The organism is Lysinibacillus sphaericus, from assembly GCF_001629735.1.
In the GTDB taxonomy this organism is placed as follows: domain Bacteria; phylum Bacillota; class Bacilli; order Bacillales_A; family Planococcaceae; genus Lysinibacillus; species Lysinibacillus pinottii.
The window spans coordinates 539,523-566,500 of the sequence record NZ_CP015224.1; the positions used below are offsets into that span (position 1 = coordinate 539,523).

A 26,978-nucleotide genomic window follows, 5' to 3' on the forward strand; every position below is an offset into this window, starting at 1 on the left:
GTGCCAGAACGGTTGTCTTCGGCGAATTACGGTGCTGGACAGTTCTTCGAGTGCTCTTGTCGACGATCTGCCGGCAATCACGGGATGCCTTTTTTGGAGAAGTTTATGCCTGGGATATATGAGCCCGTATGATGAAAGTTTTTTCATTTCATCATACGGGCTACTTAGTGGGATGCTTAGTGACAAGAGAAAGGTTAAATTAGAGAGGGGAAAAATTACGTGATGGCGAGTGTTTAGGAATCAATCCTATTAAATTGGAGAAATAAAATTATTCTTTCATCAAATGTAAATAATTAAAAGCGATTTTTAACAACATAATTGTATTTAAGTTATTGAAGTCTATATTCATTAACTCTGAAATTAACTTCATACGATATCTAATTGTGTTTTTATGTAAATATAATTGTTGAGCTGTAACTTCTATATTCATATTACTTTTTATAAAATGTTCCAAGGTATCGAGAAAGTTAGATTTATTTTTTTTATCATACTGTATTATTGGATCAAGTGTTTCCATATAAATATATCTCATTTCTAAATCTGAGTTTTCTGAGTATAAAACCCTTTCTAAATATAGGTTGGAAAATTCAACAATAATTAGTCTAGAGTCTTGTACGTTAGCGGATTGTTTGACTATCGTGTTTAATGCAATCCTTGCTTCTCTATAACATTCCTTCAAAGAATTAAAATTATATTTTCTACTTACACCTACTGAAAATCGTATTTTTGGAAAATGTTTACTTATATCATATACCAAATGATCTAACAGGGACCTATAGTTATTTATGGGTAATAAAATAATTATTTTGCTATTTAAATCTAGGCCGGTTAATATATTATTTTCTTTACATAGGTTAGACCAATTAAAGAAACTTAGAATTTCATGATAGGAAGGCAACGTAATCGCGTTATTTATAGGCTGGATTTGAACAAGTGCTATAATATACTGATCATGTAAAGTTATATCTAAATCAATCAACTTTTTATTTAATAGCTCTTTAGTTTGATAGTTATCATTGATCAAATCCAACAAAAATTCATTCATTTGGCGTTGTTCAATAGATTTTATAATATTTTGTTGCTCTACATGTAAATTAGCTATTAGCGCTGCGTGTTCGATTGCAACAGGGGCTTCTGCTGACTCCTCATTTAATAACCCCCAAATAAAAATTCCTCCCTCTAAAGTGTTTTTTTCATTAATCCATTTGATTGTAAAATTAATATTTTTATAGCGGACTTCTTCTATTTCATTGCCGATTCCACTAAAGACAGTTGTTATAAGATAATCCAATTCTAAATCATGTTCAAATTTCTCAGGATAATCTATACGGATATTCAAACCTTTAAGATAAATTGTTAAAGGAATTCCTATAATTTTATATAAAATTTCTGCTAGACTGTCTATTTTTTTCTTTCTTTCAAATAAGTATGAAATTTATTATAGACGTTGTTTAATGCTTCTATTTCTTGATTTCTAAATTTATTAATAGTGTTTGTAATTTCTCCTAAATATTCAGTCCAGGGATATTCATTATTTAATGAAATAATAAGAAAGCCTTTTTTATTACAATATTCTATTAATTCACTTGGGATATAAGGAATATGTCTTCCAATTTTAATACCTAATCCAAAGCATTTTCTTTCAATTAATACTTTTATAAATGCCAATAAATCACTTTCCCAAGATTGCATTTGATTAGAATTTACGAAAAAACCTGTAGTAAGTACAAAATCGCCTGAACTTAACCACTTATCGCCGTCAGGAGCATCGATAAATGTTACGTTTTTAATTTTTTGTGCTAGTGGACAAACTGTGATAACTTCCGTATTTTCAAAACAACCGAGAGCAAGCAATTCCTTACAATTCATAAAATCCCCCCCTTTTTTATTCAAAAGTACAATAATTTCAATCTTAATTTAGATAATTATACAACAAATGAAGCTATATAATTGCAAATAAGTCAGAATATAAAGAATTTTCTGTTATGGAGGGATTGAAAATTATAAATGAAGAAGTTGTAGATATGGAGATTGTAAATAAGGAAAGAGTAGTGAATTTATTAAGATGTTTAGTACAAATTAATACTGTAAATCCTCCTGGTAATGAGAAGGAACTTGCCTCACTTTTAGATGTATTTGTAAAAGATTTTGGTTTAGAAACAAAAATTATAGAGTCATTAGAAAATCGATCTACTATAGTCATTTACTTACGAGGTAAAAATAAGAATGCGAAGAAGCTTTACTTCAGCGGTCATTTAGATACTGTACCGATTGGGGAAGATGAATGGGATTATGATCCATTCGAAGCAAGGGTAGAAAATGGCTTAATTTATGGACGAGGTACTTGCGATATGAAAGGTGGGGTAGCAGCACTCATAGAGGCTATGCTAATTCTTAAAGAATCTGGAACCGTATTAGAACATGACATCATATTTTTAGGAACTGCAGGTGAGGAAGTAGATTGTTTAGGTGCACGGACCCTAATGGATAATGGAGTTATAGAAAATCCTGGTGCCATAGTTATTGCGGAACCTACTAGTTTGGAAGTATTTATTGGACATAAGGGTGTGCTTTGGCTTGAAATTAGTACCTTTGGTAAAACAGCACATGGCTCAATGCCTAAACAAGGAATTAATGCTATTTCGAATATGTTAAAGATTTTAGAAGAACTAAATAACTTAGCATTCCCTTTAAAAGATGAGCTATTAGGAAGTACTACAATGAGTGTTAATAGGATTGACGGTGGGGTTGCAACAAATGTTATTCCTGATAAATGCACAGTCGCAGTTGATATTAGAACAGTAACGGCTGAGACAAATGAGTTAGTGATAAAAAGTATTGAAGAAGTGATTAGAAAACTAAAGTCGAACGATCCATCTTTTGTAGCTAGTATTAGTGTTTTACAAAATTTAAGACCTCTCTTAAATGATAGCAAAGACAAATTCATACAATATGCACAAAAATTGAATAAGGATTTAAACTCAAAAGAAATTGAAAATATTGGTGTCAATTACTATACAGACGCATCTATCTTCGGAAAATCATTGGATTGTCCAATAATAATTTATGGTGCTGGGGATGAAAAACTAGCCCACCAGCCAAATGAAAATATTGAAATTGAGAGTTTAATTAAATCAATCAATTACTATGTTAATCTAGCAAAAAATTTCCAGGACATTTATTAAATCTAAGGAGGACTATAAAATGGGTGAATTAAATAATACTGAATTTATGTCAAAAACGACGGTGTACACAGGATCGGGGAGTTTGAAGTTTCTCTCAACTACTCTTGAAAAGTTTGAAGACGGGAATATTTTAGTAGTTACTGATAAAGGAATTGAGGCTTCTGGTATTTTAAACAAAGTTATTAATTCATTGGAAGGCGTCTCAACAGAAAAGCATATTTTTAATGACGTCAAACCGAATCCTAGTGTTACAGCTACTAATGCAATCTATGAATTATATAAAGATAAAGGGATTAAGAAAATTGTTGCAGTAGGTGGAGGAAGTGTTATTGATACAGCCAAAGCATTAGCTGTACTTTTTACAAATGGAGGATCAATTTCTGATTACTTTGGCTTTGACCTTTATCAAAATCAACCGTTACCAGTTTTCGCTATCCCAACTACAGTTGGAACAGGAAGTGAAGGTGGTCATGCAGCTGTAATTACTGAAGATGATAAAGAATTGAAAACAAAGAAATTGGTATTTGGAGAGGCACTATTCCCTAAAGCAGCTATTTTAGATGGCGATTTATTATTAGGAATGCCTAGTTCGCTAGTTTCAACGACAGGAATGGACGCACTTACTCATGCTATTGAGGGGTATGTTTCTAGAAATGGGTCTATTTTGACTGATGCTCTTAACCTTCATGCAGTAAAAGTAATTGGAGAAGCTATATTAGAAGCAGTGGCCGATACTACTAATGTTTCAGCTATGAATAAAATGGTACAAGCAAGCGCTTCAACTGGTATCGGTATGTCAAATGGTGGCTTAGGCTTAGTGCATGGAATTTCACATGCTATCGGTGCACAATTTGATGCACCTCATGGAATCGTAAATGCAATTTTATTACCGTATGTATTGGAATATAACTGGATTTCTAATCCAAAGAAATTTGCAGATATTGCTCAAGCTTTACGTGTAAATACTTGGGGAATGTCAGTAGAGGATGCAGCTAAGGCTGGGGTAAAACGTGTTAAAGAACTAACATTAGAGGTTGGGATTCCAGCGAAATTAAATGATATTGGGATTGAGAAATCAAGCATTGATGTCTTAACTGATATTGCATTCAACGATGAATTATATATGAATGCAAATCCTAGAAATGCAACGAGAAAAGATATTTATACTATTTTATCGAAAGCTCTATAAATCAAAAAAGGAGAGTGTGATTATGAATAAAACAATTGAGATTTGTCAAAAAAAGTGTCTGAATTTTTAGAGAACGATGCGTATCTGTATATTAATGGTGAATTTGTACCTTCTTCAAATAATGTTATTTTTGAGACATTCAATCCAGCTAATAATGAAGTATTAGCAAAGGTTCATGAGGCAAGTGTGGGAGATGTGAATAAAGCGGTCTTAGCAGCTAAGGAAGCATTTGAGAATGGTCCGTGGTCTACTATGACTCCAGCTGAAAGAGGAAGTCTAATTTATAAATTAGGCGAACTCATTGATGAGCATAAACAAGAGCTAGCAGAAATTGATAGCTTAGACAATGGGAAACCTATTACGGAACTATTCGAAAACGATATTCCAAATGCTGTAGGCCAATTTAAATATTTTGCTGGTTGGGCGACTAAAAATATGGGTCAAACCATTCCGATCGGCGATAACTTTTTAAACTATACACGTCATGAACCAGTTGGTGTAGTTGGTCAAATTATTCCTTGGAACTTCCCTTTAATGATGGCATCTTGGAAAATTGCTCCAGCATTAGCTACAGGCTGTACAGTTGTCCTTAAATCAGCAGAACAGACACCCCTTTCTGTATTATATTTAGCTAGATTAGTAGAATTAGCAGGAATCCCTAAGGGTGTAGTAAATATTATTTCTGGTCACGGTGAAACTACAGGAGATGCATTGGTTAAGCATCCATTAGTCAATAAAATCGCATTCACAGGTTCTACTGCTGTAGGTCAAATTATTATGAAAGAAGCCGCAAATACAATGAAGCGAGTAACATTAGAATTAGGAGGTAAGTCTCCGAATATTGTCCTATCTGATGCAAATTTAGAGAAAGCAGCTGATGGAGTATTTGCAGGCATAATGTATAACCAAGGTGAAGTATGTAGTGCAGGTTCCAGAGTTTACGTGCATGAAGATATTTATGACATTTTTATTGCGAAATTAACTGAACGTGCCGAAAAGGTGAAACTAGGTAGTGGATTATCTCACAATACGACGATGGGATCTTTAGTTTCACTAGAACAAAAAGAGCGTGTAGTAAATTATATTAAAATTGGACAAGAAGAGGGAGCGAAAATCTTATATGGAGGTAAAGCATCAGAGCAAGGATGCTTCGTTGAACCTACAATTTTTGTAGATGTTAATGATTCTATGAGAATTTCTAGAGAAGAAATTTTTGGTCCGGTTATGGTAGTGTCTAAATTTAATTCTGAAGAAGAGATAATTCATCGAGCTAATGATTCAGAATTCGGCTTAGGAGCTGGTATTTGGACTGAGAACTTAACAAAAGCACATCGACTTGCAAACAAATTAAAAGCCGGTTCAGTTTGGATTAATTGCTACAATGCAACAAATCCTGCATCTCCATTTGGTGGATATAAAAAGTCAGGGTTTGGCCGTGAAATGGGGTCATACGCTTTGGATAATTATACTGAAGTGAAAACAGTTTGGGTAAATTTATCTTAATAAAATTATATTTCCATATATTAGGGATATCGATCGAACAAATAATGTAATTCAAACAGTATAAATAAGACAGCTATATTATCTCATATAGCAAGTTTACATTAATCTAGCTGTTTTTATGATAATTCATGTCCATTTAGTCTTAGGCTTTCAAGTAATGATTTAAAGTTTTTTAATCATTCATAAATTTCCTTATAAAGGGAGGAATAGCATGGTTACTAAATATATTATCGTCTCCATTTTTTTGGTTATATTATTTGCGGTATCCTACAATACGTTCAGAAAGATAAAAACTTATCAAGATTATAATTTGGCTGGCAAAGGAACAGGATTATTTGCATTAACGGCAACTCTAGTAGCAGCAGAGTTTAATACAGCAACTTTAATAGGTGGAGCTTCTGTAGCTTATCTATTTGGTACTGTTGGTATGTGGTATACATCTTTAATATTTATTGCGGTATTTCTTGCATACGCATTTACGGTTGCTAAAAAATATAGGAAATTAAATATTTCAACCATTTCTCAATTTTTTGATAAACGTTTTAAGAATGAAAAATACTCAGAACTTATAAGATTTATGTCAGCCATCATCACATTGTTCTATACATGGCTAGCACCAGCTTCGTATCTAGCAGGTTTAGCAGTAATAGGAAGCGTTTTACTTGGGGTAGATCCAGTAATCTTTTCCATAACAATTGTAGTGATTTGTCTAATTTTAAGTATCACTGGTGGATTATTGACAGCAATTGGTATTGATGTTGTAGCATTTATAATGATTATGATTGGGATTCCAACAATTTTATTTATTGGTATTAGTGCAGCTGGTGGATTTGGAAGTTTGAGTCAAGTATACGAACCGAAACTTTTATCTTTGGCACCAGTTTGGGATACAGAGGTTAACTTCCCTATCGCATTGACATGGGGCCTGCAAATTCTGTTCTTATATATTGCTGCCCCTTGGTATGGTCAACGAATCTTCTCAGCAAAGAATGAAAAAGTTGCTTATACAGCTATGCTATGGAATACATTTTTCATTGTAGTGTTATACGGTATGGTCGTTTTAGCTACAATGTTCTCAAAAGTTGTATTCCCAAGTCTGGATAAACCAGAGGAAGCGTTACCTTTATTAATAGCAACTCAAAGTAACTCATTAGTACAAGGATTACTATTAGTAACATTATTACTTGTAGGGGTTAGCACTCTGATTGCAGTTTGGAATTCTGCAGTTTCAATCATTGTAAATGATGTTGTACGCAGATATTTCTTGAAAAATAAAGGGGATAGACAATTCATAATTGCTTCAAGAATATGTTTTGTTATAATTGCAGCTTCTACATTAATTTTTGGGATCGTTTTCATTGGAAATATTCAAAACTCATTGCTGTTTTTATCAACTTTTACAGGTATAGTGGCAATTCCGATACTAATTTCATTGTATTGGAAAAAGTACAACAGTTTGGGCGCACTTTCATCAATGATTTCAGGGTTAGCATATTCCGGAATCGCTATAACTTTAAGCTTCCCAATTTATTTTATTAGCCCTATTGCTGTAATTGTAGCTACTATTGTAGGAATAATAGTTTCTTTGGCAACATCTAAAAACCATGTTACCGATAACCAAGAGTTTTATGAATTAATTGAATCACCTTTAGAATTAGAATCCCATGAAACTGAAAGTGTATTAATTCCTAAAGAATCAAACTAAGTGGGGAGAGAGTTATTAATCAGCTCAGTCGCAATGTCAGTATGCGAGGTATTGCCGATGGCGCTTTAAAGGGTTATTCATCAACTTTTAGTGTTGATAAAGATTAAATCGATCCATTTAAAATACCTGCGCCTGAAGATGTTTTAAAAAGGGCGAAAAATACCGATATTTGGCGTCAGATCTAATTAATAATAGTTCAGGCACAATTATTAAGGGACGAGCAGATGATAATAGTTTTTACTACTATGAATTTCCCCAATAGAAATGACAATTTACAGAGACTGATTATAACAATGAAGACCACTCCGTAAAGGGTGGTCTTACTTATATTTCTTTTATGGGAATCAGTATACCGCCACCAATATAAGACAAATTAGCATTCTATCAACCTGAGCTGTTTCCAATTTAGACATATGAAGGTACATAGGCCCATAAAAATTTTATCAGGGAGCGCCTTATTTAAATCAAAAACACCGCTACAATCGTCGTCACAACAAGCCCAATGGCTACAGGAATTAAGTTCCGCCTTGCCAGTTCAAATGGGCTGACATTACAAATAGCAGCAGCTGGAATTAAAGCCCAAGGAATCAAGGTGCCACCACCAACCCAAATAGCTGTGATTTGCCCTAAAGCAGTTAAAGTGGCTGTTCCCCCACCAATGGCATTCCCAAATAGACTGCCAATTGAGCCTGCTAAAGAAATTCCAGAGAAGCCCGAACCATCCAATCCAGTAATAGCTCCAACAACCGCTAACGTCATAACAGCAATTTCCTTTGTTAAAGGTACGACCGCGGCAAGGCCAACTCCAAGATCATTAACAATGCCGTGTGAGGTAGCGGGGAGATGGTCCCCGATGATTTGTGTAAAGCCAGCATCTCCAAGATAGAAGAATGCGGCGATTGGGATAACAGGGCCGAAAACTTTAAAGCCGAATTGGAACCCTTGTATCAAATAGCTTGTTGTCTTCTCGAGACCCTCCGCTTTATGAGTAACAATACTAAGCAAAAGTAGGATAAAAACAGAGGTTCCACCGATTAGAGCAGTTGCATCGCCGCCCGTTAATTTGAATACTGACATCGTGATTACATCTAATATAAAGGCAATGGGAATAAGCACGGCGAAGAAACGCTTTTGCCCAATTGACAGTAAATGTTCAGTAGTTTCTTTTTCGCCAGCTTCCTCTTCCTCGTTGACCGTATTGAAAAGTAACGTTCCTCGTTTCATATCTCGCCGTAAGAAAATATAAGCAACAATTGTCGTCACAACCCCCATAGTAATGACGAGTGGAATACTAGCCGTAACCACATCTCCAACAGGTATACCTGCTGCATCAGCGGTTAGTTTTGGAGCCCCTTGTATGACAAAATCACTCGATAACGCCATCCCATGCCCAAATAAGTTCATCGCCATGGCAACGCCAAGTGCAGGAAGCCCCGCACGAATCGCAACAGGCAACAAAACGGCTCCTAACAACGCAACAGCCGGTGAAGGCCAGAAAAACCAAGAGATTAACATCATCAAAAGACCAATTGTCCAATAGGCAAGTGCGGGTGTCTTAATAAATTTGGTAAAAGGAGCAATCATAATCTCATTAATACCTGAAGTTATCATTACTCGACTCATGGCAACAATAATCGAAATAATCAAAATGGTGGATAACAACTCTGTAATGGCGTAAATAAAGCTGTTAAAAATACCACTAATGGACGAAGTTAAATTGCCAGTCGCAATGATCGCTAGCATGAAGATGCCAAGTATACAAATGAGGGTGGTATCACGACGTTTAACCATAAATCCGATGATGAGCACAATGAAAATAACGTAAATCCAATGGAGAGCTGTGAATTCAATCCCCATAATGTTTCCCCCTCAATATTCGACCTGATTTTATAGAATATGAAGAGAAAAAAAAGATGGTGATGATTTTGAAAAATTTCGAGCTTGGTGGAAGTTCTTGTAAATTTATAAGGTAAATAATAACTATTGATGCTGAAAAGCATAAAATTAATGAAAAGGGCCGTGCTACACGTTGAAGTAATACTTTGAAATGATGAAGGAGCAAGAATAATAAGCGATAGCATTGTTACGAAGAAGAACGCTAATCAAGAGAAAAAAACCTAGCCATTATGTATAAATATTAATAGGTAAAAAATATAGTATGACAGTAATTATTACTTCGTATTGACTTTATAGATACAACACTTTATTATATAGACCAGTCATTATAATTCGGAGGGGAACATGCCTAGAAATCAAGAAAGTAAAATGAAAATTTTATCGACGGCGTCAGTACTATTTCAAAAACAAGGGTACCACGCTACTGGATTAAATCAAATTATTAAAGAGTCGGGTTGTCCAAAAGGTTCGCTTTATTATTATTTTCCTGAAGGTAAGGAACAATTAGCGACAGAGGCAATTAACAGAACAAAGGATCTTGCTGTTCAAGAGCTAAGAAATTTATTTTCACAGCATAATGATGTAATAAAAGCTTTAGAGTGTTTTTTTGATCAATTTACAAGTTTTGATTCGAAAGTTGCCCATGATGGGATCCCATTAGCACTTATTTCTTTGGAAACTTGGCATATGAGTGAGCAACTTCGTTTAGCATGCAAGGATGCTTATGAAGCACTTATTTTGATAGTAAAGGCAAAATTTATTCAATCAAACTGGCCCCCTAATGAAGCTACAGAAATGTCGTATTTAGTCTTTAGCATGATAGAAGGTGGCAGTATTTTTGTACTCACTTCCCAATCAAATGAACCACTTAAAAGAATATGTAAAACGATTATAGAATTACTCGAGATAAAACAACGTGAAATTAGAGGAAATAGAGGGATATAAAAAGCCATACATGCTCAAAGAATGAGGTTTTCATACATTGGAATACTAATAAACAAAAGTTATATAGCCAGAATTCAAAAGGAGGTATGGTTTATGCCATTGGATAACATTTCAAGTAACTAATAGTACAAACTAAGGAGTGCTTGAAATTTGCTAAAATCATATATTCATTCATTTTTAAACACAAAGGAAGAGGAATTTAGTGGAAATATATTAGTAGTTCGTCAAGGAGAAACCATTTATAAAGAATCTTTTGGAAAAGCAAATTATGAATGGGACATACCAAATACCGCTATAACTAAGTTCCGTATTGGGTCAGTAACAAAAATATTTACTGCCATTGCAATTTTAATACTAATGGAAGAAAAAAAGTTATTGTTACATAATACTGTAGCTGATTTTATTCCGAACTTTCCAAAAGGCAACCAAATTACGATTGAACATCTATTAACTCATACATCTGGCATTGGTAATATAACTGATCAACCTGATTTTTTATTAAAATCTTATCAGCTACAATCTCCAGATGATTTGATAAATTGGATTGCTTCATGTTCATTCAAATCTTTACCAGGGAAAGAATTTAATTATTCTAATTCAGGATACATTGTGTTAGGTAAGATACTTGAAGTAATAAGTGGTTTAAGTTATGAAGAATTTCTTAAACAAAAGATTTTACAGCCTCTATCCATGTTAAATACGGGTCTTGATTCTAACGAAGCTATTCAAAAGCATAAAGCAAGTGGTTATGAGTTGGATAAAAATAATAATATTTATCATGCTAGCTTCATCAATATGTCTAACACTTATTCGGCTGGAGGGTTATTTTCAACAGTTGAAGATTTACATTTACTTGATGATGGAATAAAAAGTAATAGTTTATTAACCAAAAATATAACATCTCAAATGTTTTCATCAGGTCGTTTTGGCTATGGATATGGATGGAACATTACGAAGACAAAAAAGAATAATATGCTCATTTTTCATCATGGGGGCATTAATGGTTTTACGTCCTCATACTTGAAGTTGCTAGAAAAGAACGTGACGATTATAGTTTTAAGTAATATGTCGACGTTATTAACGTCAACAGTTGCTAATGAAATTGTTGCTTATTTAGAGAATTGCAACTAAGGGTAAGACACTTTTTTTTATTTGGATGAAATTGCTAGAGCAGAGTCTTATTGAGGCCTACAAATTGTTAGATAATAACTAGCAATTTGTGGGCCATTTTTATGGCATAATACTGTGCAATTTATCTATCAAACTAGCTCCATATACAGGTCTAATCAACCTAACAACTACTTTTTTAGCATGTTTTAATTTTCTCTAATTACGTACCCACAAACAAGATAATTGAAAGAATTGAATTTTTATAATAGAATACTTTTATAGATTATCGATAATCTATAATCCATAATATATAACACCTGTAGCTAATCACCCTATACACTGAACTATGTTAAAATAAAACATATAAATTTATTGGAGTGGTTTAATGGGGTTTGATGAAAATTCAATTTCAAAAAAAACAATTTCTGAACAAATAGCTGAACAATTATTATTTCGCATATTTTCTGGTTATTATGAACAAGGTCAGCGCTTAATAGAAGCGGAAATTGCAAAAGAGTTACAAGTAAGTCATGCACCTGTCCGAGAGGCACTTTATCTTTTACAAAAAGATGGTGTAGTTGAAAAAGTACAACATAAAGGTGTAAGAGTGAAGACTATATCCGATCAGGAATTGAAGGATTATTTGGAAGCGCTTTATAACCTATTGGATTTTGCACTGACTAAATGTGAACCTAAATGGACTGGTGATTTGCAAAATGAACTATTAATTCGTTTTGAAGCGATGAAACAAAAAAAGTCTGCTGAAAATATTTATGAATATGTTGTTTCGTTTGCTCATTTATTACAGTTGTTTTTTGATGTTTCAGGAAATATTGCGATGCTACGATTCTTTAAAGAAACAATCTTTGTTACAAATGTAGTTGCCCAAACAAAATGGAAAATGAATCTAGTTGAGTCCTACCATATGTCCATCAATACATTTATCAGATGTATAGAAGCGTCAGATTTTGATCATGCACGAGTAGCTATTAAAGATGTTATTTTATGGTACCAATTTAAATAATTTTATGGGGGTAACATAAATGAAAGCTGCAGTTTGGCATGGTGTGAAAGATATTAGAGTAGAAGAGGTTGAATTACGTACTTTAAGAGAAGATGAAGTGAAAGTAAAAGTAGCATGGGCTGGTATTTGTGGCAGTGATTTGCATGAATACGAAGAAGGTCCAGTTTTTGTACCAGTTGATGTGAAAGCTGATTTAACAGGTGAAGTTGCCCCACTTACAATGGGTCATGAATTTGCTGGTATCATCGAGGAAGTTGGTTCTAAAGTTACGGACTTACAGGTAGGAGACCGAGTGGTCATCAATCCTACTTTAACTTATAGAAACAAACATGAAGATGTCGATCGATATGATGGATTTAACTTTATAGGATTACATGGAGACGGTGGATTTGCGGAATATGTCAATGTCCCTGCAACAAATATACACCGTTTAGCAGATAACTTAACATTACAAGATGGTGCACTAGTAGAACCAATGGCAGTAGCTGTACAAGCTGTCAAAGATGCTGGCGTTACATTAGGAGATTCTGTTGCAGTATTTGGAGCTGGCCCAATCGGATTATTAACAGTCATCGCTGCAAAAGCATCTGGTGCAAGCAAAGTCATCGTATTAGATTTATCTGATGAACGATTAGAAAAGGCAAAAGAATTGGGTGCAACCCATGCTATTAATTCAGGTAAAGAAAATCCTGTACAGGCAGTTCGAGCAATTGTAGCAGATGGTGTTGATGTATCTTTTGAGGTTGCTGGTGTAGCTCCTACCTTTAAGCAGGCAATAGATGTTACAAAACCTCGTGGGAATATGATGATCGTTTCTATTTTTGCTAGACCAATTGAATGGAATCCAATGCAACTTACAAATACAGGTGTTAATGTACTATCATCCATTGTCTATACACCATCCATTTTTCAAAGAACAATTGATGCAATGAGCGCTGGTCAACTAAATCCACAAGGAATCATTACAAGTCAAATTGAACTAGATGAAATTGTTGACAAAGGATTTAAAACATTAACAAGCGACAAATCGCAGTCTAAAATTTTAGTTTCTATTAGTGGAGAAAATTAATAATCTAAATCTATTCTTCGGGAGCATGGCTAATGGCAGCCATGCTCTTTTCTTATTTTTATAGTCTGCTACTGAGGTGCATTTTAGCTTTAAAAATATACCTTAATTTCTTTCTCTTGCCCTTTGCGTGTCTCTAATATTCTTTTGAACCGTGATGGATGCAAATAAACTAAGAACAAATGACATCCCATAAAATCCTTTTTCGCTTAAAACAATACTTTCAGCATTGTATAATCCAATAGCCATTAATAAAATAGATACTATAAGTGCAATCCAACTAATACCATAATACATATTTGTAACGGGTATTCCCTCATCCTTATCTCTTACTGATTTTTGTAGAGATACTGCCGAGTAAAGTCCTAATACTAAAACTGCTAAGTAATATCCAGTTTCGTTTAGTGGCATCGTTGCGTTAAACAAACCTATAAAATAAGCAGTAACACCCACTAACAATGCAGCCCAAGAAGCACCCTTAAAAGCAGCAGTCGGTTCTCCCTCCTGCCTTTCCACTTTGATTTTTGGAGCTGGCTGTTTTTCCTTTTCTTCTGAACTCTCAGTTTGATTCGACAATTTTCTCCTCCTTCTATCACTGTATAATAACTTCTTCATCTACAGGATGTTATGAGAACAGAAACATATTTGAATTTTTTTTTTCTTCCTTAGCATCAGGTTTACTATCTTGAATAGGGTGCCCTTGCCTATATCAGGGTTCAGTTCATTCCTCTAAAGCTATTTTTTAACTTAATTGAACAATCGTTAATGCGCGGCTGCCATATCCAGATACAGGATTTCCAGCTGCACTTACGCCAACTACATCTCCAGGATTTAAAGGAGTTTGAATGATATAGGCTGAACTACTTCTATTAGCCACATTAAATATTGCCTCTCCTGTGCCATCATAAATGGGAACTCCATTGATTGTAATGAATACTGTGAAAAATGGCTGAGTTGGATCTGGAGCTGCAGTGGCCTCTGAATTTATAGAAATTGTAATCTGGTATATCCCACTTTCAAGAACTACCAATTCATTCCCAGAGCTACTTACTGTAATATTTTTGGATAACGGACCTACTTCATCAAATGAAATGGGTGTCCGAGTGGGTCCAACCACAGATTCTAATACTAGACTTCTTAGTGAACCATAACCCAACACGCCTCTTTCAGCAGGCGCAATTGGACCAGAAAGAGCAACGATTTTTCTAAAGAAATTGTTTTCATTTTGACAAATACATTTATGCATTTGGTTAAATAACATATTTTTCACCTCAGTAATATAATTAAAGTATTATATTATATTCCTTTAGAAAGAAGGTACTTGTACGAGTGTCCAATATGTATAAATAAGAGTACGACAATTGAGTGGCTAATATGACTGATTGTCAGGCTATCATAACTCGAAATACTATGTCTACTCGAATACAATGGAGAGCTACTAATTTAATTTTCCCTTCAATATGCCAATACTAAAATCAAGGATGGGAATGGTTTCATATATTAGGCAGTGTTTACTCCTGATAATATGTACCATACTGCAGGTAAAGGAATGGAAACGTTAGGGCTTACCTATGAATAAAATTTTTGAAACTATCATTCTCGTAACGGAGCGGTGGTAAGGACCTGTTTACGAACAAATGAAATAAATCATGATGGCGAAATCTGTTTTACATATTAAAGAGCTGTAAAGAGCAAACGCCATAGATGCCCCTATAAATACAATTAAAACAACAGGTACTTATACTGGATGGAAATGCAAAAAATTAAACAATTTATATTGAATGATCCTCTATACAAACATTATTATGGATAGTCAAAAAAAGAGGTTGAAAATGATGAGTAGTGATTATTCCATTACTAGGTGCAACTTTTGTTGCTGTAAGGGGTAGGGGCTCTTTTGAAGGAGTATATGGAGCTAAATTAAATGTGAAAACTTATGATATTACCGATAAAAATAAAGCTAAGGTAGTAGATTCAAGTAATATTAATTTATAGAATTTATTGTGATGGTGGGTTGTTTAAGTTTGGCATCAGGGAATGGTTTACGCCTCTAGAAATACAACTAAAACGATTAGAGGTTTATTGGATTTTTGATGAACTGTATTTTAAAGTACTTCCCCTAAATATTCCTTTTAGATAACCATTTTCCAAATGGCTACTTCCAATTTAGCAGATGTATTAAAGTATAGTTTATATTTATTTTGAATACTATATTATATGAGTTTTGTAAAAAAACGAAATAAAATCCTCATCGTACTGTTGGTGAATGTGAAAAATATCAATATTTAAAGATTTTTTGAGAGACTACTCTAATTATGGTTTCTAAGCTTTTGTAGTAATTGAGTGATTATAAAATCTAAATTACTTTTCTACAGCTTCTCGAACTTGATTTATACAGATTAGGAGGGAAACAATTTGAAAAAAATGGTTTTGTTATTAGGTATAGTGACAAGTATTCTTTTTTCTACTCCAGATGTTTTTGCCTCAAATACGATTGAACCAAACGGATTGAAGCCACCAGGTGAAAGTTTTACACCTGGAGAGTGGTTTCTTGGAGATACTCCACCTAATGCTGATCCGAATAAACCACCTATTGTTTTCGTTCAAGGAAAAAACGGTAATTCTACCAATTGGTATGGTCATACTGAATATCACGGTCTTAATGATATGTATACAAAAGCTTATGAAGCTGGATATCAAACGGTATTTGTTCAATTGTATGATTCAGCAGGTAAAGGCTCTTATAGTCAATACGATAACGGAAAATTATTAGCCTCTATGTTAAAAGAAATCAGTCAATATTTTCATGGAAAAAAAATAAATATAGTTGCCCATAGTAAGGGTGGGCCCGATACTCAAGCAGCATTAGTACTTAATAATGCTCATCCGTACGTTGGTAGAGTGTTTACTTTAGGATCCCCTCATTATGGATCAGAGTTAGCTGACCTTGCATATAGTTGGTGGGCAGGTTGGCTAGCTGATTTACTAGGTGAAAAAGATGATGGAACATATTCACTTCAGGTTGGAGAAATGGAACACTTTCGCTCACTAATAGACAATCACCCCAATGTAAGCAAAAACAACTATTATACAATTGCCGGTACTAATACAGGGCCATTTCTATCTGCACTTTGGATGGGTGGTCTATATCTTTCCGATCCAAATGATGGATTAGTTAAAGAGGCGAGTACTAAATTATTTTACGGAACACATCTATTTACCGATACCTCACTTGACCATGACAATATTCGAATGGGATCTGCGGTATTTTCTAGATTGGAACATTATCTACAGTCTTCTTCTACTGATCTTAGCATTATGAACAAAGAATTCTTTTCTCAAACTGATATGTTTCAAGAGTTAGATGTTTCTCATTATTTTTATGGAGGAAAGTTACAGTCATCAAATGATGTTACACATTCTTTTTATATAGATACCGCACTCGATAATGTTACATTGTGGACAGGAATGACTACTGACAAGATAGAGTTGGTATCTCCTTCAGGAAAAAAATACACAAACGAGACAATCGAATCTTATGAGGAAGCCTCTTTCTTTAATGGCGTGGTACCTCATACATTTCCTAATGTTATCTCTGAGAAGGGGGAATGGAAGGTAAATATAAGCACGCAGGAAGGTGATAATGCGTATTTACTAGCTGTTCAACATGGAGGCCCATCTTTGATTAAGGTGAGTATACCAACAGCAGCATTAGAAACGAATAATATTATTACAATACAAGCAAATCAAAAATTACGAAATCTTGCCTTCGATGTACAAGTACTAGATCCAGCAGGCAAAGATATTGCCTCCTCTCTACAAATACAAAAGGTTGATCAACAAAAATTTTCAGTAATTTTTCCAGAGAATAAAAAGGCTGGTGTATATAACATAACTTTAAACATTTCTGGTGAAACCTTACAAGGTGAGCCATATAAGAGGACGATTGTTCGTTCTAAGTATTTAAAATAGACATGACTTAGTTAGGAAAATTAGTGAATATAAAGGAAGGTTAGCTGCTTATCATGAGGAAAGATTTCGATATGTTTACTAGCATGGGAAATGCTTTGCCAATACAATACTAAAAAAACATGTTTCTATATATGAGGATATACAAGTTTCTAATAAACGATTAAAACAATACCCCAATCCATCTCAGAAGATGAAATATTTTTTTATTATGAAACACTCACGCTTGAGCGTGAAAAATCTAATGATTTTGCCCCCTTTAAGTTAATGTTATTTTAACATATTGAAGTTTTTTAACATTGACTATTAGGGGGTATCATGCGCTCAACAGGGTGAAGGGTGACCTTCTTACTTTTTAGCTCCATCATCCTTGATGAAAACATGAATATTAAATTTTTTAATTGAATGTTCAGTAATGGAATTTAATTTATCTACAGTCCATGATTGGGGCTTGAAGCGATAAGCTTTTTCTGAAAAATTGAAGACATCAGAGTTTATTTCCAACCCTTTATTAAAGGTACTTTGAAACTGTGATAAAATAATATTTTTAATTTCATTTTCAATTGTTTCTTTTCCAATATTTTTTGGATTTTCTCTGATTGAAGCTTTAATGTCTAAATTTATAATATATTTTGGAATTGAATTATCCACAATTTCTATATGATAATCTATAGTTTCAATAAACATTGAAACTGACTTATCCTTTATTAATAATTTCATGTTATTAAAATCCTTATTAAACCAATCCAGCCCTGAAAGTTCTTCTTCTTTTATCCAACCATTGAATTTTTGACGTGAAAGAAAATAAGCACCACTTATTTTTAAAATATTTTTAGATTTATTATCCTCCATCCAATAATCTTCACTAATTTTTATTGTAGGAACCATAATGGATCCAACTGGTTCATAATACCTTTTAATCATGTCTTGAACAGTACTGGTTGAGATGAATGAATTAAAGAATAATTGTTCATTTGGATCATAAGGAAAAGTTAATATTGGCGGTTTGTAAAAGAGACCATGTACATTCATTATCTCTTTAATATCATCTTCTTCATATCCATAAGCTAAAGTATTATAACGTAGATAATAATCCCTACTAAAAAAATCAAAAAATTCATCCAAATGACCATCCAATATATTTTTGGAAATAAAGAAAGTTTGTATATGTCCATAATACAAAGGGTTAACAGAATTCTTTTCTATATCATCGATTGCTCCCTGAATAGTTTCACCTTCTCCATGTCCAACAACAATTGGAGCAGGCTCAGATGCAATGCCAGGATCTGAGCCCGCAACATTGGTAAATCCGAAAGCTTGAAAATATAAATGATACATATCATTAGAATAATCTATACCAAGAGCGGTAATATAAACTTCACTTTGAATTTCCTTCGTACCTAAACAGCCGCCTAGAATAAATAATAAAGGAAAAATTAACGTCATTTTGTATGGGGAAGTAAAGTAATGGGACATATAAACTCCCTTCTGCTGAAAAAACAGTCAGTCTTTTATTTTAATTCTAAAGGGCATTTTTAAAAAACCTTTAATAAGATTGGGTATACTTACTTTTGAAAATGTAGAAAGGTAAGGATGACCGAAGCTTTCTAATGACGAGATATATGTTAAGAAAAATAAGACACTTAAAACAAAGCCATACATTCCAAAAAAGGAGGCAATTATTAATGTTGCGACTCTTATTAAAAATACATTGCCTAGTACATTTTGATTAATTAATGTATAGCTAGATATAACGGTAAGTGCTCCAATTACTAATGTTGATGGTGATGTAAATCCTGCTCTTATAGCAGCATCTCCAACTATTAAGCCTCCTAAAACTGCAACCGTTTGACCTACAGCTTTAGGTAAACGTATTCCCGCTTCTCGAAAAAGGTCAAAAAAAATGAGCATAATAAGAATTTCGAACGAAGAGGAAACAGGTAGTCCAATTTTAGATGCAGATATTGATACTAGTAAGGGAAAGGGTAGCTGGTTTAGTTGATGGACAGTTAATGCAATCCAAAGTCCAGGTAAAAATATACTTGTTAATAAAGAGGTAATTCTTAAAATTCGTGATAAACTCACAAATAAAAAATTGGTTTGATCATCTTCAGCTGCTTTCAAAATAAGTAATAAATTTACGGGTCCAATTAAACAGCTTGGACTTCCATCTACCAGTATGACAAAACGGCCTTTATTGAGGGAACTTACTACAAAATCTGGCCTTCCTGAATAATCCAGGAGGGGAAAGAGGGGCAGCTTATCATAAAGTAATTCCTCAATATGATAACTACTTGCAATATTATCTACTTTTATTTTATTTAGTTTGCTTTGTACATTCTTTAACGTATTTTGGTCAATATAGTTTTCAATGTAGAGCAATAAAACTTTGGTTTTACTGGTGTCGCCAATTGTAAAATCGTTACTTGATAAATTTTTACTTTTTAATCTCATTCTTATTAAAGAAAAATTGGTATCTATATTTTCAACAAACCCATCTCTCGGTCCTCTTAATGAGACTTCCATATTTGATTCTTCAATGGATCGTTCAGGAAGTTTAGCTAAATTGGTTGAATATAAGCTATTTGATGGAACATGGAAAAAATATAAAAAACCTGAGAAAATTTTGCTATTCATTTCATCTGTCTTTGTTCGGTACTCTTTGATTTCAAATACTTCTAAATAACGGTTTATAATTTCAACATCATGTAAATGTCCGTGTTCAGCAAGGAATCTAATATTTGGTAATAATGAATTCAAAAAAAGTACACTATCAACTAAACTATGGCAATAGACAAATATAACTTCATGCTTTTCATTATTAAACATATAGAATTTACTACTTATCGTTATATCTGATTGGTGGCCTAATTCTTTATAGAGAAAATCCTTATTTTCGGTCAAGATGATGAACTCCCTTTTGCTTTTTTTCTACTACATAGAAAACAATCATAAAAAAGAATAAAAATAAAAAAATAGAAAGGAGATAAGCGCTTTTTATAAATGACAAAAAATCAGAAACAGACCAAGGAATTAATAATCCTATTGTTAAGCATAAATAACCAACAATTAATATGAATTTTCGATTTTTAAAGAAGGACGACACAATATACATAAATAAACATATACGAATAAAAGCCATTGATAATAATTGGAGAACAGATAAAGAATCTAACCTTGTAAAGTACTTACCAAATGATAAAACTCTCCATTGCTCGTTAATAGGAAAGAGCATTTTTTGCGTTAGATAAATGCCGAATTCAGATACAGCCGTCACAATAGCGATTAAAACGAATAAGACAAACAGAATAGAAAATATGAGTATACCTTTCCTTTTCAGTTTCTCTTTTACATAACCATTTAAAACGATTAAAATAAAGCCCATTTCTAAAATACCAATACATATGTATAATATTCCCCAATAAATGGACGGAGTATTACTTGTATTTACTGGTAATAATAGTTCGTATTCATTGTTCATTGAGTTTCCTAAATTGAGAAGAACAAACAAAAAAATGTATAGTGAACAAATAATCAAGGACTGGATAGCTATGGTCTTAAGCCCTTTTAGGGAACCATAAAAGCATAATAATATAAATAAAATGACTGTAATAAAATAAGGATAATCAGAGTTAAAACTTTCTTCTGCCCAAATAATCGTAAATTTGAGTGAGACAAACGTTGATGACATTAAATAAACGATATATATATAAATGATGAATACGTACAGTGTTTTATTATTTTGGACAGTTTTTAATTCAAGGATTGAACTATTATTTAATGAAGAAGTTATTCTAGAAATAAATAATGCTAAAAGGAGTATGGGGATTAAACTGAGCAAGGCACTTATCCAAGCTTCACGTTCCACCACTGTAAAAATTGAGGGAATTAAAACAAAGTGTGCTAAAAAACTAACTGATAAGAATAACAAACAATATACATGGATTGGCTGTAAAACTTTGTTCATTTTATCATTAACCCCCTCCTAACAATACTCCCCAAGTCCGAGGTCATCTAATCGAATGGGGTGTATTTTTATTATAGACACACGTAAACGCCTTTATAGCTCTCGAATAAAATATTCACTCTCTTCTGAGGATTTATAATAAGTAAACTATGCTGCATTTCAGCTTTTACCCACAACCATTATTGTTATTATGTACAGCCAAACTACCGTACCTAATAAACCTCCAATTACTCTACTAATTTTCAAAGCATGTTAAAAAGCAATCAAAAGTAGATTTTGTTTTATTTTATATAACTGCTAATATTTAACTATATTGAAGCAGTGTGAAACAGTGAAAATGCTAATAAATTTTTAAGAAAAATTGCACCAAATTTAATAAAAGGGGGCTTTTTCAATTTGCTTAAGAAGAATATTATCATTTTAGAAAACAATCTTTATTTAAAAATGGGCTTAGTGAAAATTCTGGAGAATGACTATAATATTTATTCAGACATTAACTTATCAAAAAATCTTTATGCTTTAATGAGTCAATACAAACCAGATATTATCGTCATTAATAAGCTTAGTAAAAATAACTTAGAAGATGTCAAACGAATTCGATCCGAATATCCTACTACATATGTTGCTATTCTTACTTCAATTATTTTAGAGGAAGAAATGCACGAGGCTTTGTTAGCTGGTGTCTCAGGGTTTATTTTATATAATATAAAATTAATAGAATTAACAAAAGCAATAGACTTAATTTCTAAAGGTGAATACTATTTTGATAGCTCGTCAATGACAACTTTTATAAAAAGCTATTTAAAACTATTCGATTCGAAGAAAATAATAGCGCATCTTTTTACAAAGCGGGAATATGTCATTTTGCTAATGCTTGCAGAAGGTAAAGACGTACAAGAGATTAGTCAAAACCTTAATATTTCCAAAAAATCAATCAAAATGAACATTAATAAGATTTATAACAAATTATCAGTAAAGACTCGCCTACAAGCGATAGAAAAAGCTATTAAAAACAGGTGGATTCCTTATAATTTAGCTATATCTAATTTATATGTGATGAATTATAATCAAAAACAGACAATACTACATTGATAAAAATCCGAATATTTCTTATATTCGGATAATTTTGCGTTCATTGAAAACCCCTACCACGTAAGAATTCCACGTATTTTCTCCCACTTTAACTGATTGTATCTACTTGGTGCTCCTGACAATAAAATGATTGACTGCCATAACAAAAGTGCTTAAATTACAAATAATTCTTTTTTCTTATATCTAATTATCAATTTGTGTATCATTTGAAACAAATATTGATTTTGAAGACATGTGAATAGATGTTATGGTAATGGTTAATTAATATAGGTATATTTAATTATTCCGAAAGAATTTAATAGCAATCTTTGCTCGCTGGGTTTTAAAAAAAGTGTAATAAACCATAATATTGTTACCAGTTCTATATAGGTGTATCTATATTGGTAGAGAAATTCGTAAGAAATAGAGGTGAGAGTATGTATAATTTTTTAGATCGTTTCACTTTACAAAAGGTGCAACTGTTAGATCATATCCATAATGAAAAACGATTCTTTTCTAGTCAGGAGTTAGCTAAAAAAATGGATTTATCTGAAAGAACCATCTTAAAAATAGTGACAGAACTCTCAAGTGATTTAGAAAAATTTGATGAAGCTATTTTTTTAAACGAACTGAAACAAAAGCAATTTAAATTGGATTATAAAGATTATTTTTCGATTAAAACAATCGAAAGATTTTACCTGCAAAATTCGTTAGCATATAAAATTTTCAATGATATTTTTTATAATAAATTAGTCGATTTTAATATGTTTATTATAGAAAATTTTACAAGTCAAGCTTCTATATATCGTCAAATAAATAAAATTAAACCTTTATTAAATGAATTTCAATTAAAATATACGTCTCAAGATTTCATTACACTTGAAGGATCTGAAAAACAATTTCGTTACTTTTACTATTTGTTCTATTGGAATTCATGTTGGGGAGAAACTTGGCCTTTTTTAGGAATATCTAGAGAGGAAATAGTAGAAATTATTAAGGACTATAATCGAGAATTTCAAATTTCCGTATTATACTTGCTAGCGATTTGCTTAATACGGGCTAAAATGGGTTTTGTCATAGAAGATGACGTGGCATATACAAGATATACAGAACATCATTATCAATTTGAAAAATTTTCACAAACATTTAGTGTTTTATTTAAAAAATTCACAAACCTGAATGATGAAGCAATAGAGAAAGAGATAAAGTTTTCATTTTCATTTCTAGAGTCTCAGCATCGTTATGAGAAAAGTGAAAGTTCCATAAGTTTAATGATGAATTTTGGTCAATACCATAATCAAGAATTATTTGTACAAGCTACTTTGTATTGGATGGAGAAATTTAGGAAGTTCTTTTCAATTACTTTAGATATAGAGGAATATGGAGTACTGTTTGTAAACTTACTGAACCTTCATTATCATACATTGAATTTTTCTGGTCCTGCATTTTTATTTAAAGAAGACCTTTATAAAAAGAGATTTGATTGTCATGCTACTATACAAATTGAAATTATGAATCAATTTTACGACTATCTTTTAGAGAATGAAGAATTTTATAAGGTTTTTGAACGAAGAGAGCTTTTAATTGGTAGATATCATAGATTACTAAAGCAATCAATCGATGTTCTTAAAAGAAGCACCATAAAAATAAAAATATACTCCTTGATTCATGATGTTCATTATTTATTCGATAAGGTCAAACGCGTCTTTTCGCATGTTGATTATTGTACAAAAGATGAAGAAGCCGAATTGATCATTACTGATCGCCTATACTTAAATATTGCTAAAGACAAAGAAGATATTTTTGTATGGGATTCTATACCTGGGAGAGAGGATTTTTTCAGGCTAGGTAAAAGACTTCAAAAGATTTACTTTACTAAAGAACAACAGCCAGACCAATTACTTTTAAAAACATTATTAAGTCAAGTATAAAGTGTGGGGATTTCATTGATTTTGAGACAAGAAAACTGAAACAAGAATTATTTGATTATTTTGAATACTATTCTTAAAAATAGTAGAAAAACATAATGGTTATACATCTGACTGCTTCATTTTTATGAGTGCATACCATCTTGCTTTAGACAAAGAATCATCATTGTACTACCTTTAACCATTTTCAAATGAAGGGGTTAAAATACATAGTCTTTTTGGTTACCTTTCTGTATAAAGTAGTTTGGGTACTTGGGAAACGAACCGGTGATAAAGTAAGACCAAACGTTTTTGTTATTAAGTGAATAACCGTTAATTCATACAAATTTTCGTTTGCTATATTTCCAATCGAAGGGGGTAATTATGATGTTACGCAATCTTTCTACAATGAAAAAATTATTAGTTTTAATGTTAATATCCATTTTTACAGTTGGTATTATTCAAGTCGTTGGATACAATACGATGAAATCTTTAAAAAATAATATAGAGGATATATTTAAGGACCGCTTAGAACCAGGTATAGTTTTGACTGATTATAGGCTAAATAACCGTATTATTTTAACATACATGTATCGTTCCTTCCATTACACTGATGAAAAAACGATTAATGAAATTCATGCTGGGGTAAAGAAGGCTTTTGAAGAAAATGAAATGAATCTTCAATTACTTAATGACACCAGCTTAAAGTCAGATGAAGCAGAAATAATAAATGAACTGATTGATGAATATCCAAGTTTTAAAGAAACTATGGAAAAAGTATTCGAATTAAGTCTTGCCAATAAGAATGAGGAAGCATTAAATCTCTATTATTCTATTGCTGAGCCTGAGTATAATAGGATTTTATCAAAAGGTCGAGAGTTAACACAATTAAATAGAGACTATGCAAGCTCTTTGTATAAGGAAAGTGTAGAAGAAGTAAATAAAAATACTAGGTATACATTGATCATTTCAACGGTATTAAGCATACTGTATGTTGTGTTCGGTTTTATTGGTGTCCGTACATATATAACAGCTCCAATAGATAAAATAAAAACTGCTGTCCAACGGGCAGAAGCGGGAGAATTAAATTTTAGTGTAGACTATGATTCTAAGGATGAAATTGGCGTATTATCTGCATCACTTAATCGTATGATTACTAAATTAAGAGATTTAATAGGTCAGGTGAAGCAATCGTCTGAACATATGGCAGCGTTTTCTAATGAACTCACGGCAAGTACGGAACAAACAAGTAAAGCCAGTGAGCATATTGCAACTGTTACGTTAGATATTGCAAGTGGAACAGAGCATCAAGTTCGAACACTAATAGAAACAGAAGATATTGTTACGCAAATGGCCCAAGATGTCCAAACAATCGAAAGTAATTCAACTAGCGTATCAGAGGCAGCTATTCATGCAGAACAAATTTCGGTGGATGGAAATGAAATTATTAAAAACGCTGTTCAGCAAATGAACAAAATCCAAACGTCTATTGATAGTCTAAATAATGTGATTTTTGGTTTAGGAGATCGCTCATCAGAGATTGGGCAAATTGTAGAAGTTATTACAAGTATTGCTGAACAGACGAATTTATTAGCATTAAATGCAGCTATAGAAGCGGCAAGAGCAGGGGAAAATGGTAAAGGATTTGCTGTGGTTTCAGAAGAAGTTCGAAAATTAGCTGAAGAATCCTCTTTGTCTGCACGGAGAATTTCTGTATTAATTGATGGGATTCAAACGGAAACGAATAGAGCGGTAGATTCAATGCAATTCACAACAAATGAAGTGGTTATAGGTATAAACTGTGTAAACACGGCAGGAGAATCCTTTAAGAAAATTCAACATGCTACCAAGGAAGTTTCGGCTCAAGTTCAGGGGATTTCTACTTCAGTAGAGCATATGGCGATAGAAATGAGACATATGACTGATTCTATGAAGCAGATCAACGGAATCGCTCAAAGTTCTGCGGAGGGAACACAAAATATTTCGGCAGCTACTGAAGAACAGCTAGCTTCCATGGAAGAAATTACTGCATCTACTTTTACACTTTCTAAAATGGCAGAAGAATTACAAAACAAAACAAATACGTTTAAAGTTTGACGTGGCAGATTTTTTAAGAAGTACATAAGAGGAATTGAAGTTATTCTACAATTATTTCAGTTAAAGGATAATCGAAGTTCTTAGGCAAGGATAAAAGGATTTGATAAACAGCTAAGTAAAAAGATACGCTTGATGTTACACTTACTCCCTATAACCAGCCAGGTACTCTAGACATTTGCACAAATGAATAACCAGAAGCTCCTATTATAGGTGAGCTTCTGGTTTTTTTGTGTGAAATTATAGGAGTTAGATAGATTCCTTAGACGTCATCAATCTGGGCTATTCATAAGTAGGTGCTAGCCTGATGTCAATGCCTTTTCTATCGCTTAATAACATAGCTGGGA

The 26,978-nt window shown here is 32.8% G+C and carries 20 protein-coding genes; 12 read left to right on the forward strand and 8 right to left on the reverse strand.

Translation table 11 applies throughout. The features are described 5' to 3' along the window. Window positions 1-268 precede the first annotated feature (268 nt). Window positions 269-1,339 carry a PucR family transcriptional regulator gene (locus tag A2J09_RS02610; protein ID WP_012293500.1) on the reverse strand — a complete coding sequence of 357 codons (1,071 nt, stop codon included), beginning with the start codon at window positions 1,337-1,339 and terminating at the stop codon, window positions 269-271. 62 nt (window positions 1,340-1,401) lie between these two features. Next, complete coding sequence (locus tag A2J09_RS02615) at window positions 1,402-1,869, reverse strand: PucR family transcriptional regulator ligand-binding domain-containing protein (RefSeq protein ID WP_036161056.1); 468 nt, start codon at window positions 1,867-1,869, stop codon at window positions 1,402-1,404. Window positions 1,870-1,985: 116 nt separating this feature from the next. Between A2J09_RS02615 and A2J09_RS02620 the strand changes: the two genes are divergently transcribed. The 4 genes from A2J09_RS02620 to A2J09_RS02635 all read left to right on the forward strand — a co-directional run bounded on the left by A2J09_RS02620 (window position 1,986) and on the right by A2J09_RS02635 (window position 7,582). Then, on the forward strand, window positions 1,986-3,185 hold the full coding sequence (locus A2J09_RS02620; protein WP_012293502.1) for a M20 family metallopeptidase: 1,200 nt from the start codon (window positions 1,986-1,988) through the stop codon (window positions 3,183-3,185). Window positions 3,186-3,204: 19 nt separating this feature from the next. Then, window positions 3,205-4,374: an iron-containing alcohol dehydrogenase gene (locus A2J09_RS02625; RefSeq protein ID WP_012293503.1), complete on the forward strand. Its 1,170-nt coding sequence runs from the start codon at window positions 3,205-3,207 to the stop codon at window positions 4,372-4,374. Between the two features lie 42 nt (window positions 4,375-4,416). Continuing rightward, the gene (locus A2J09_RS02630) at window positions 4,417-5,877 is read left to right on the forward strand and encodes an aldehyde dehydrogenase family protein (RefSeq protein ID WP_036161060.1); all 1,461 of its coding nucleotides are present in this window, start codon (window positions 4,417-4,419) and stop codon (window positions 5,875-5,877) included. Window positions 5,878-6,088: 211 nt separating this feature from the next. Next, window positions 6,089-7,582 carry a sodium:solute symporter family protein gene (locus A2J09_RS02635; RefSeq protein WP_139015322.1) on the forward strand — a complete coding sequence of 498 codons (1,494 nt, stop codon included), beginning with the start codon at window positions 6,089-6,091 and terminating at the stop codon, window positions 7,580-7,582. Window positions 7,583-8,041: 459 nt separating this feature from the next. Here the strand turns inward: A2J09_RS02635 and A2J09_RS02640 are convergent, their stop codons facing one another. Next, complete coding sequence (locus A2J09_RS02640; protein ID WP_031419199.1) at window positions 8,042-9,439, reverse strand: hypothetical protein; 1,398 nt, start codon at window positions 9,437-9,439, stop codon at window positions 8,042-8,044. A 384-nt stretch (window positions 9,440-9,823) separates the two neighbouring features. Between A2J09_RS02640 and A2J09_RS02645 the strand changes: the two genes are divergently transcribed. The 4 genes from A2J09_RS02645 (at window position 9,824) to A2J09_RS02660 (ending at window position 13,626) form a co-directional block, all read left to right on the forward strand. Beyond that, complete coding sequence (locus A2J09_RS02645) at window positions 9,824-10,423, forward strand: TetR/AcrR family transcriptional regulator (protein WP_036161063.1); 600 nt, start codon at window positions 9,824-9,826, stop codon at window positions 10,421-10,423. 150 nt (window positions 10,424-10,573) lie between these two features. After that, window positions 10,574-11,554, forward strand: a complete 981-nt coding sequence (locus A2J09_RS02650) for a serine hydrolase domain-containing protein (protein ID WP_012293508.1) — start codon at window positions 10,574-10,576, stop codon at window positions 11,552-11,554. Window positions 11,555-11,918: 364 nt separating this feature from the next. Next, window positions 11,919-12,557: a GntR family transcriptional regulator gene (locus A2J09_RS02655; protein ID WP_012293509.1), complete on the forward strand. Its 639-nt coding sequence runs from the start codon at window positions 11,919-11,921 to the stop codon at window positions 12,555-12,557. Window positions 12,558-12,576: 19 nt separating this feature from the next. Further along, window positions 12,577-13,626 carry a 2,3-butanediol dehydrogenase gene (locus A2J09_RS02660; RefSeq protein ID WP_012293510.1) on the forward strand — a complete coding sequence of 350 codons (1,050 nt, stop codon included), beginning with the start codon at window positions 12,577-12,579 and terminating at the stop codon, window positions 13,624-13,626. A gap of 102 nt (window positions 13,627-13,728) precedes the next feature. Here A2J09_RS02660 and yiaA read toward each other — a convergent pair whose 3' ends face one another. Then, window positions 13,729-14,199: an inner membrane protein YiaA gene (yiaA, locus tag A2J09_RS02665; RefSeq protein WP_031419202.1), complete on the reverse strand. Its 471-nt coding sequence runs from the start codon at window positions 14,197-14,199 to the stop codon at window positions 13,729-13,731. 166 nt (window positions 14,200-14,365) lie between these two features. Next, window positions 14,366-14,884: a hypothetical protein gene (locus A2J09_RS02670; RefSeq protein WP_012293512.1), complete on the reverse strand. Its 519-nt coding sequence runs from the start codon at window positions 14,882-14,884 to the stop codon at window positions 14,366-14,368. Between the two features lie 1,163 nt (window positions 14,885-16,047). Here A2J09_RS02670 and A2J09_RS02675 point away from each other — a divergent pair. Continuing rightward, window positions 16,048-17,595, forward strand: coding sequence for an esterase/lipase family protein (locus tag A2J09_RS02675; protein WP_012293514.1), 1,548 nt, complete (start codon window positions 16,048-16,050; stop codon window positions 17,593-17,595). Window positions 17,596-17,940: 345 nt separating this feature from the next. Here the strand turns inward: A2J09_RS02675 and A2J09_RS02680 are convergent, their stop codons facing one another. From A2J09_RS02680 to A2J09_RS02690, 3 genes are read right to left on the reverse strand one after another with little or no spacing between them, the layout of a single operon-like run. Then, a complete protein-coding gene (locus A2J09_RS02680) occupies window positions 17,941-19,068 on the reverse strand; it encodes a Ger(x)C family spore germination protein (RefSeq protein WP_036215097.1) in 1,128 nt (375 codons plus the stop codon). 27 nt (window positions 19,069-19,095) lie between these two features. Then, window positions 19,096-20,496 carry a spore germination protein gene (locus A2J09_RS02685; protein WP_061504548.1) on the reverse strand — a complete coding sequence of 467 codons (1,401 nt, stop codon included), beginning with the start codon at window positions 20,494-20,496 and terminating at the stop codon, window positions 19,096-19,098. Further along, window positions 20,483-21,559, reverse strand: coding sequence for a GerAB/ArcD/ProY family transporter (locus A2J09_RS02690; RefSeq protein WP_061504547.1), 1,077 nt, complete (start codon window positions 21,557-21,559; stop codon window positions 20,483-20,485). Before A2J09_RS02690 ends, A2J09_RS02685 begins: the two co-directional genes overlap by 14 nt. Before the next feature lie 396 nt (window positions 21,560-21,955). On the opposite strand from A2J09_RS02690, the gene A2J09_RS02695 reads away from it, so the two are divergent. The 3 genes from A2J09_RS02695 to A2J09_RS02705 all read left to right on the forward strand — a co-directional run bounded on the left by A2J09_RS02695 (window position 21,956) and on the right by A2J09_RS02705 (window position 26,634). Next, window positions 21,956-22,651: a response regulator transcription factor gene (locus A2J09_RS02695; protein WP_036161073.1), complete on the forward strand. Its 696-nt coding sequence runs from the start codon at window positions 21,956-21,958 to the stop codon at window positions 22,649-22,651. 416 nt (window positions 22,652-23,067) lie between these two features. Continuing rightward, complete coding sequence (locus A2J09_RS02700) at window positions 23,068-24,561, forward strand: helix-turn-helix domain-containing protein (protein ID WP_012293519.1); 1,494 nt, start codon at window positions 23,068-23,070, stop codon at window positions 24,559-24,561. 363 nt (window positions 24,562-24,924) lie between these two features. Further along, window positions 24,925-26,634 carry a methyl-accepting chemotaxis protein gene (locus tag A2J09_RS02705; protein WP_051563200.1) on the forward strand — a complete coding sequence of 570 codons (1,710 nt, stop codon included), beginning with the start codon at window positions 24,925-24,927 and terminating at the stop codon, window positions 26,632-26,634. Window positions 26,635-26,978: the final 344 nt, after the last annotated feature.

Bases quoted from the DNA above. Each gene is read 5' to 3' on its own strand.
- A2J09_RS02705 (WP_051563200.1), top strand. From the start codon at position 24,925: ATGTTACGCAATCTTTCTACAATGAAAAAATTATTAGTTTTAATGTTA.
- A2J09_RS02655 (WP_012293509.1), top strand. From the start codon at position 11,919: ATGGGGTTTGATGAAAATTCAATTTCAAAAAAAACAATTTCTGAACAA.
- A2J09_RS02625 (WP_012293503.1), top strand. From the start codon at position 3,205: ATGGGTGAATTAAATAATACTGAATTTATGTCAAAAACGACGGTGTAC.
- A2J09_RS02635 (WP_139015322.1), top strand. From the start codon at position 6,089: ATGGTTACTAAATATATTATCGTCTCCATTTTTTTGGTTATATTATTT.
- A2J09_RS02640 (WP_031419199.1), bottom strand. From the start codon at position 9,439: ATGGGGATTGAATTCACAGCTCTCCATTGGATTTACGTTATTTTCATT.
- A2J09_RS02675 (WP_012293514.1), top strand. From the start codon at position 16,048: ATGGTTTTGTTATTAGGTATAGTGACAAGTATTCTTTTTTCTACTCCA.
- A2J09_RS02700 (WP_012293519.1), top strand. From the start codon at position 23,068: ATGTATAATTTTTTAGATCGTTTCACTTTACAAAAGGTGCAACTGTTA.
- A2J09_RS02660 (WP_012293510.1), top strand. From the start codon at position 12,577: ATGAAAGCTGCAGTTTGGCATGGTGTGAAAGATATTAGAGTAGAAGAG.
- A2J09_RS02670 (WP_012293512.1), bottom strand. From the start codon at position 14,884: ATGTTATTTAACCAAATGCATAAATGTATTTGTCAAAATGAAAACAAT.
- A2J09_RS02620 (WP_012293502.1), top strand. From the start codon at position 1,986: ATGGAGGGATTGAAAATTATAAATGAAGAAGTTGTAGATATGGAGATT.
- A2J09_RS02690 (WP_061504547.1), bottom strand. From the start codon at position 21,559: ATGAACAAAGTTTTACAGCCAATCCATGTATATTGTTTGTTATTCTTA.
- A2J09_RS02615 (WP_036161056.1), bottom strand. From the start codon at position 1,869: ATGAATTGTAAGGAATTGCTTGCTCTCGGTTGTTTTGAAAATACGGAA.
- A2J09_RS02680 (WP_036215097.1), bottom strand. From the start codon at position 19,068: ATGTCCCATTACTTTACTTCCCCATACAAAATGACGTTAATTTTTCCT.
- A2J09_RS02645 (WP_036161063.1), top strand. From the start codon at position 9,824: ATGCCTAGAAATCAAGAAAGTAAAATGAAAATTTTATCGACGGCGTCA.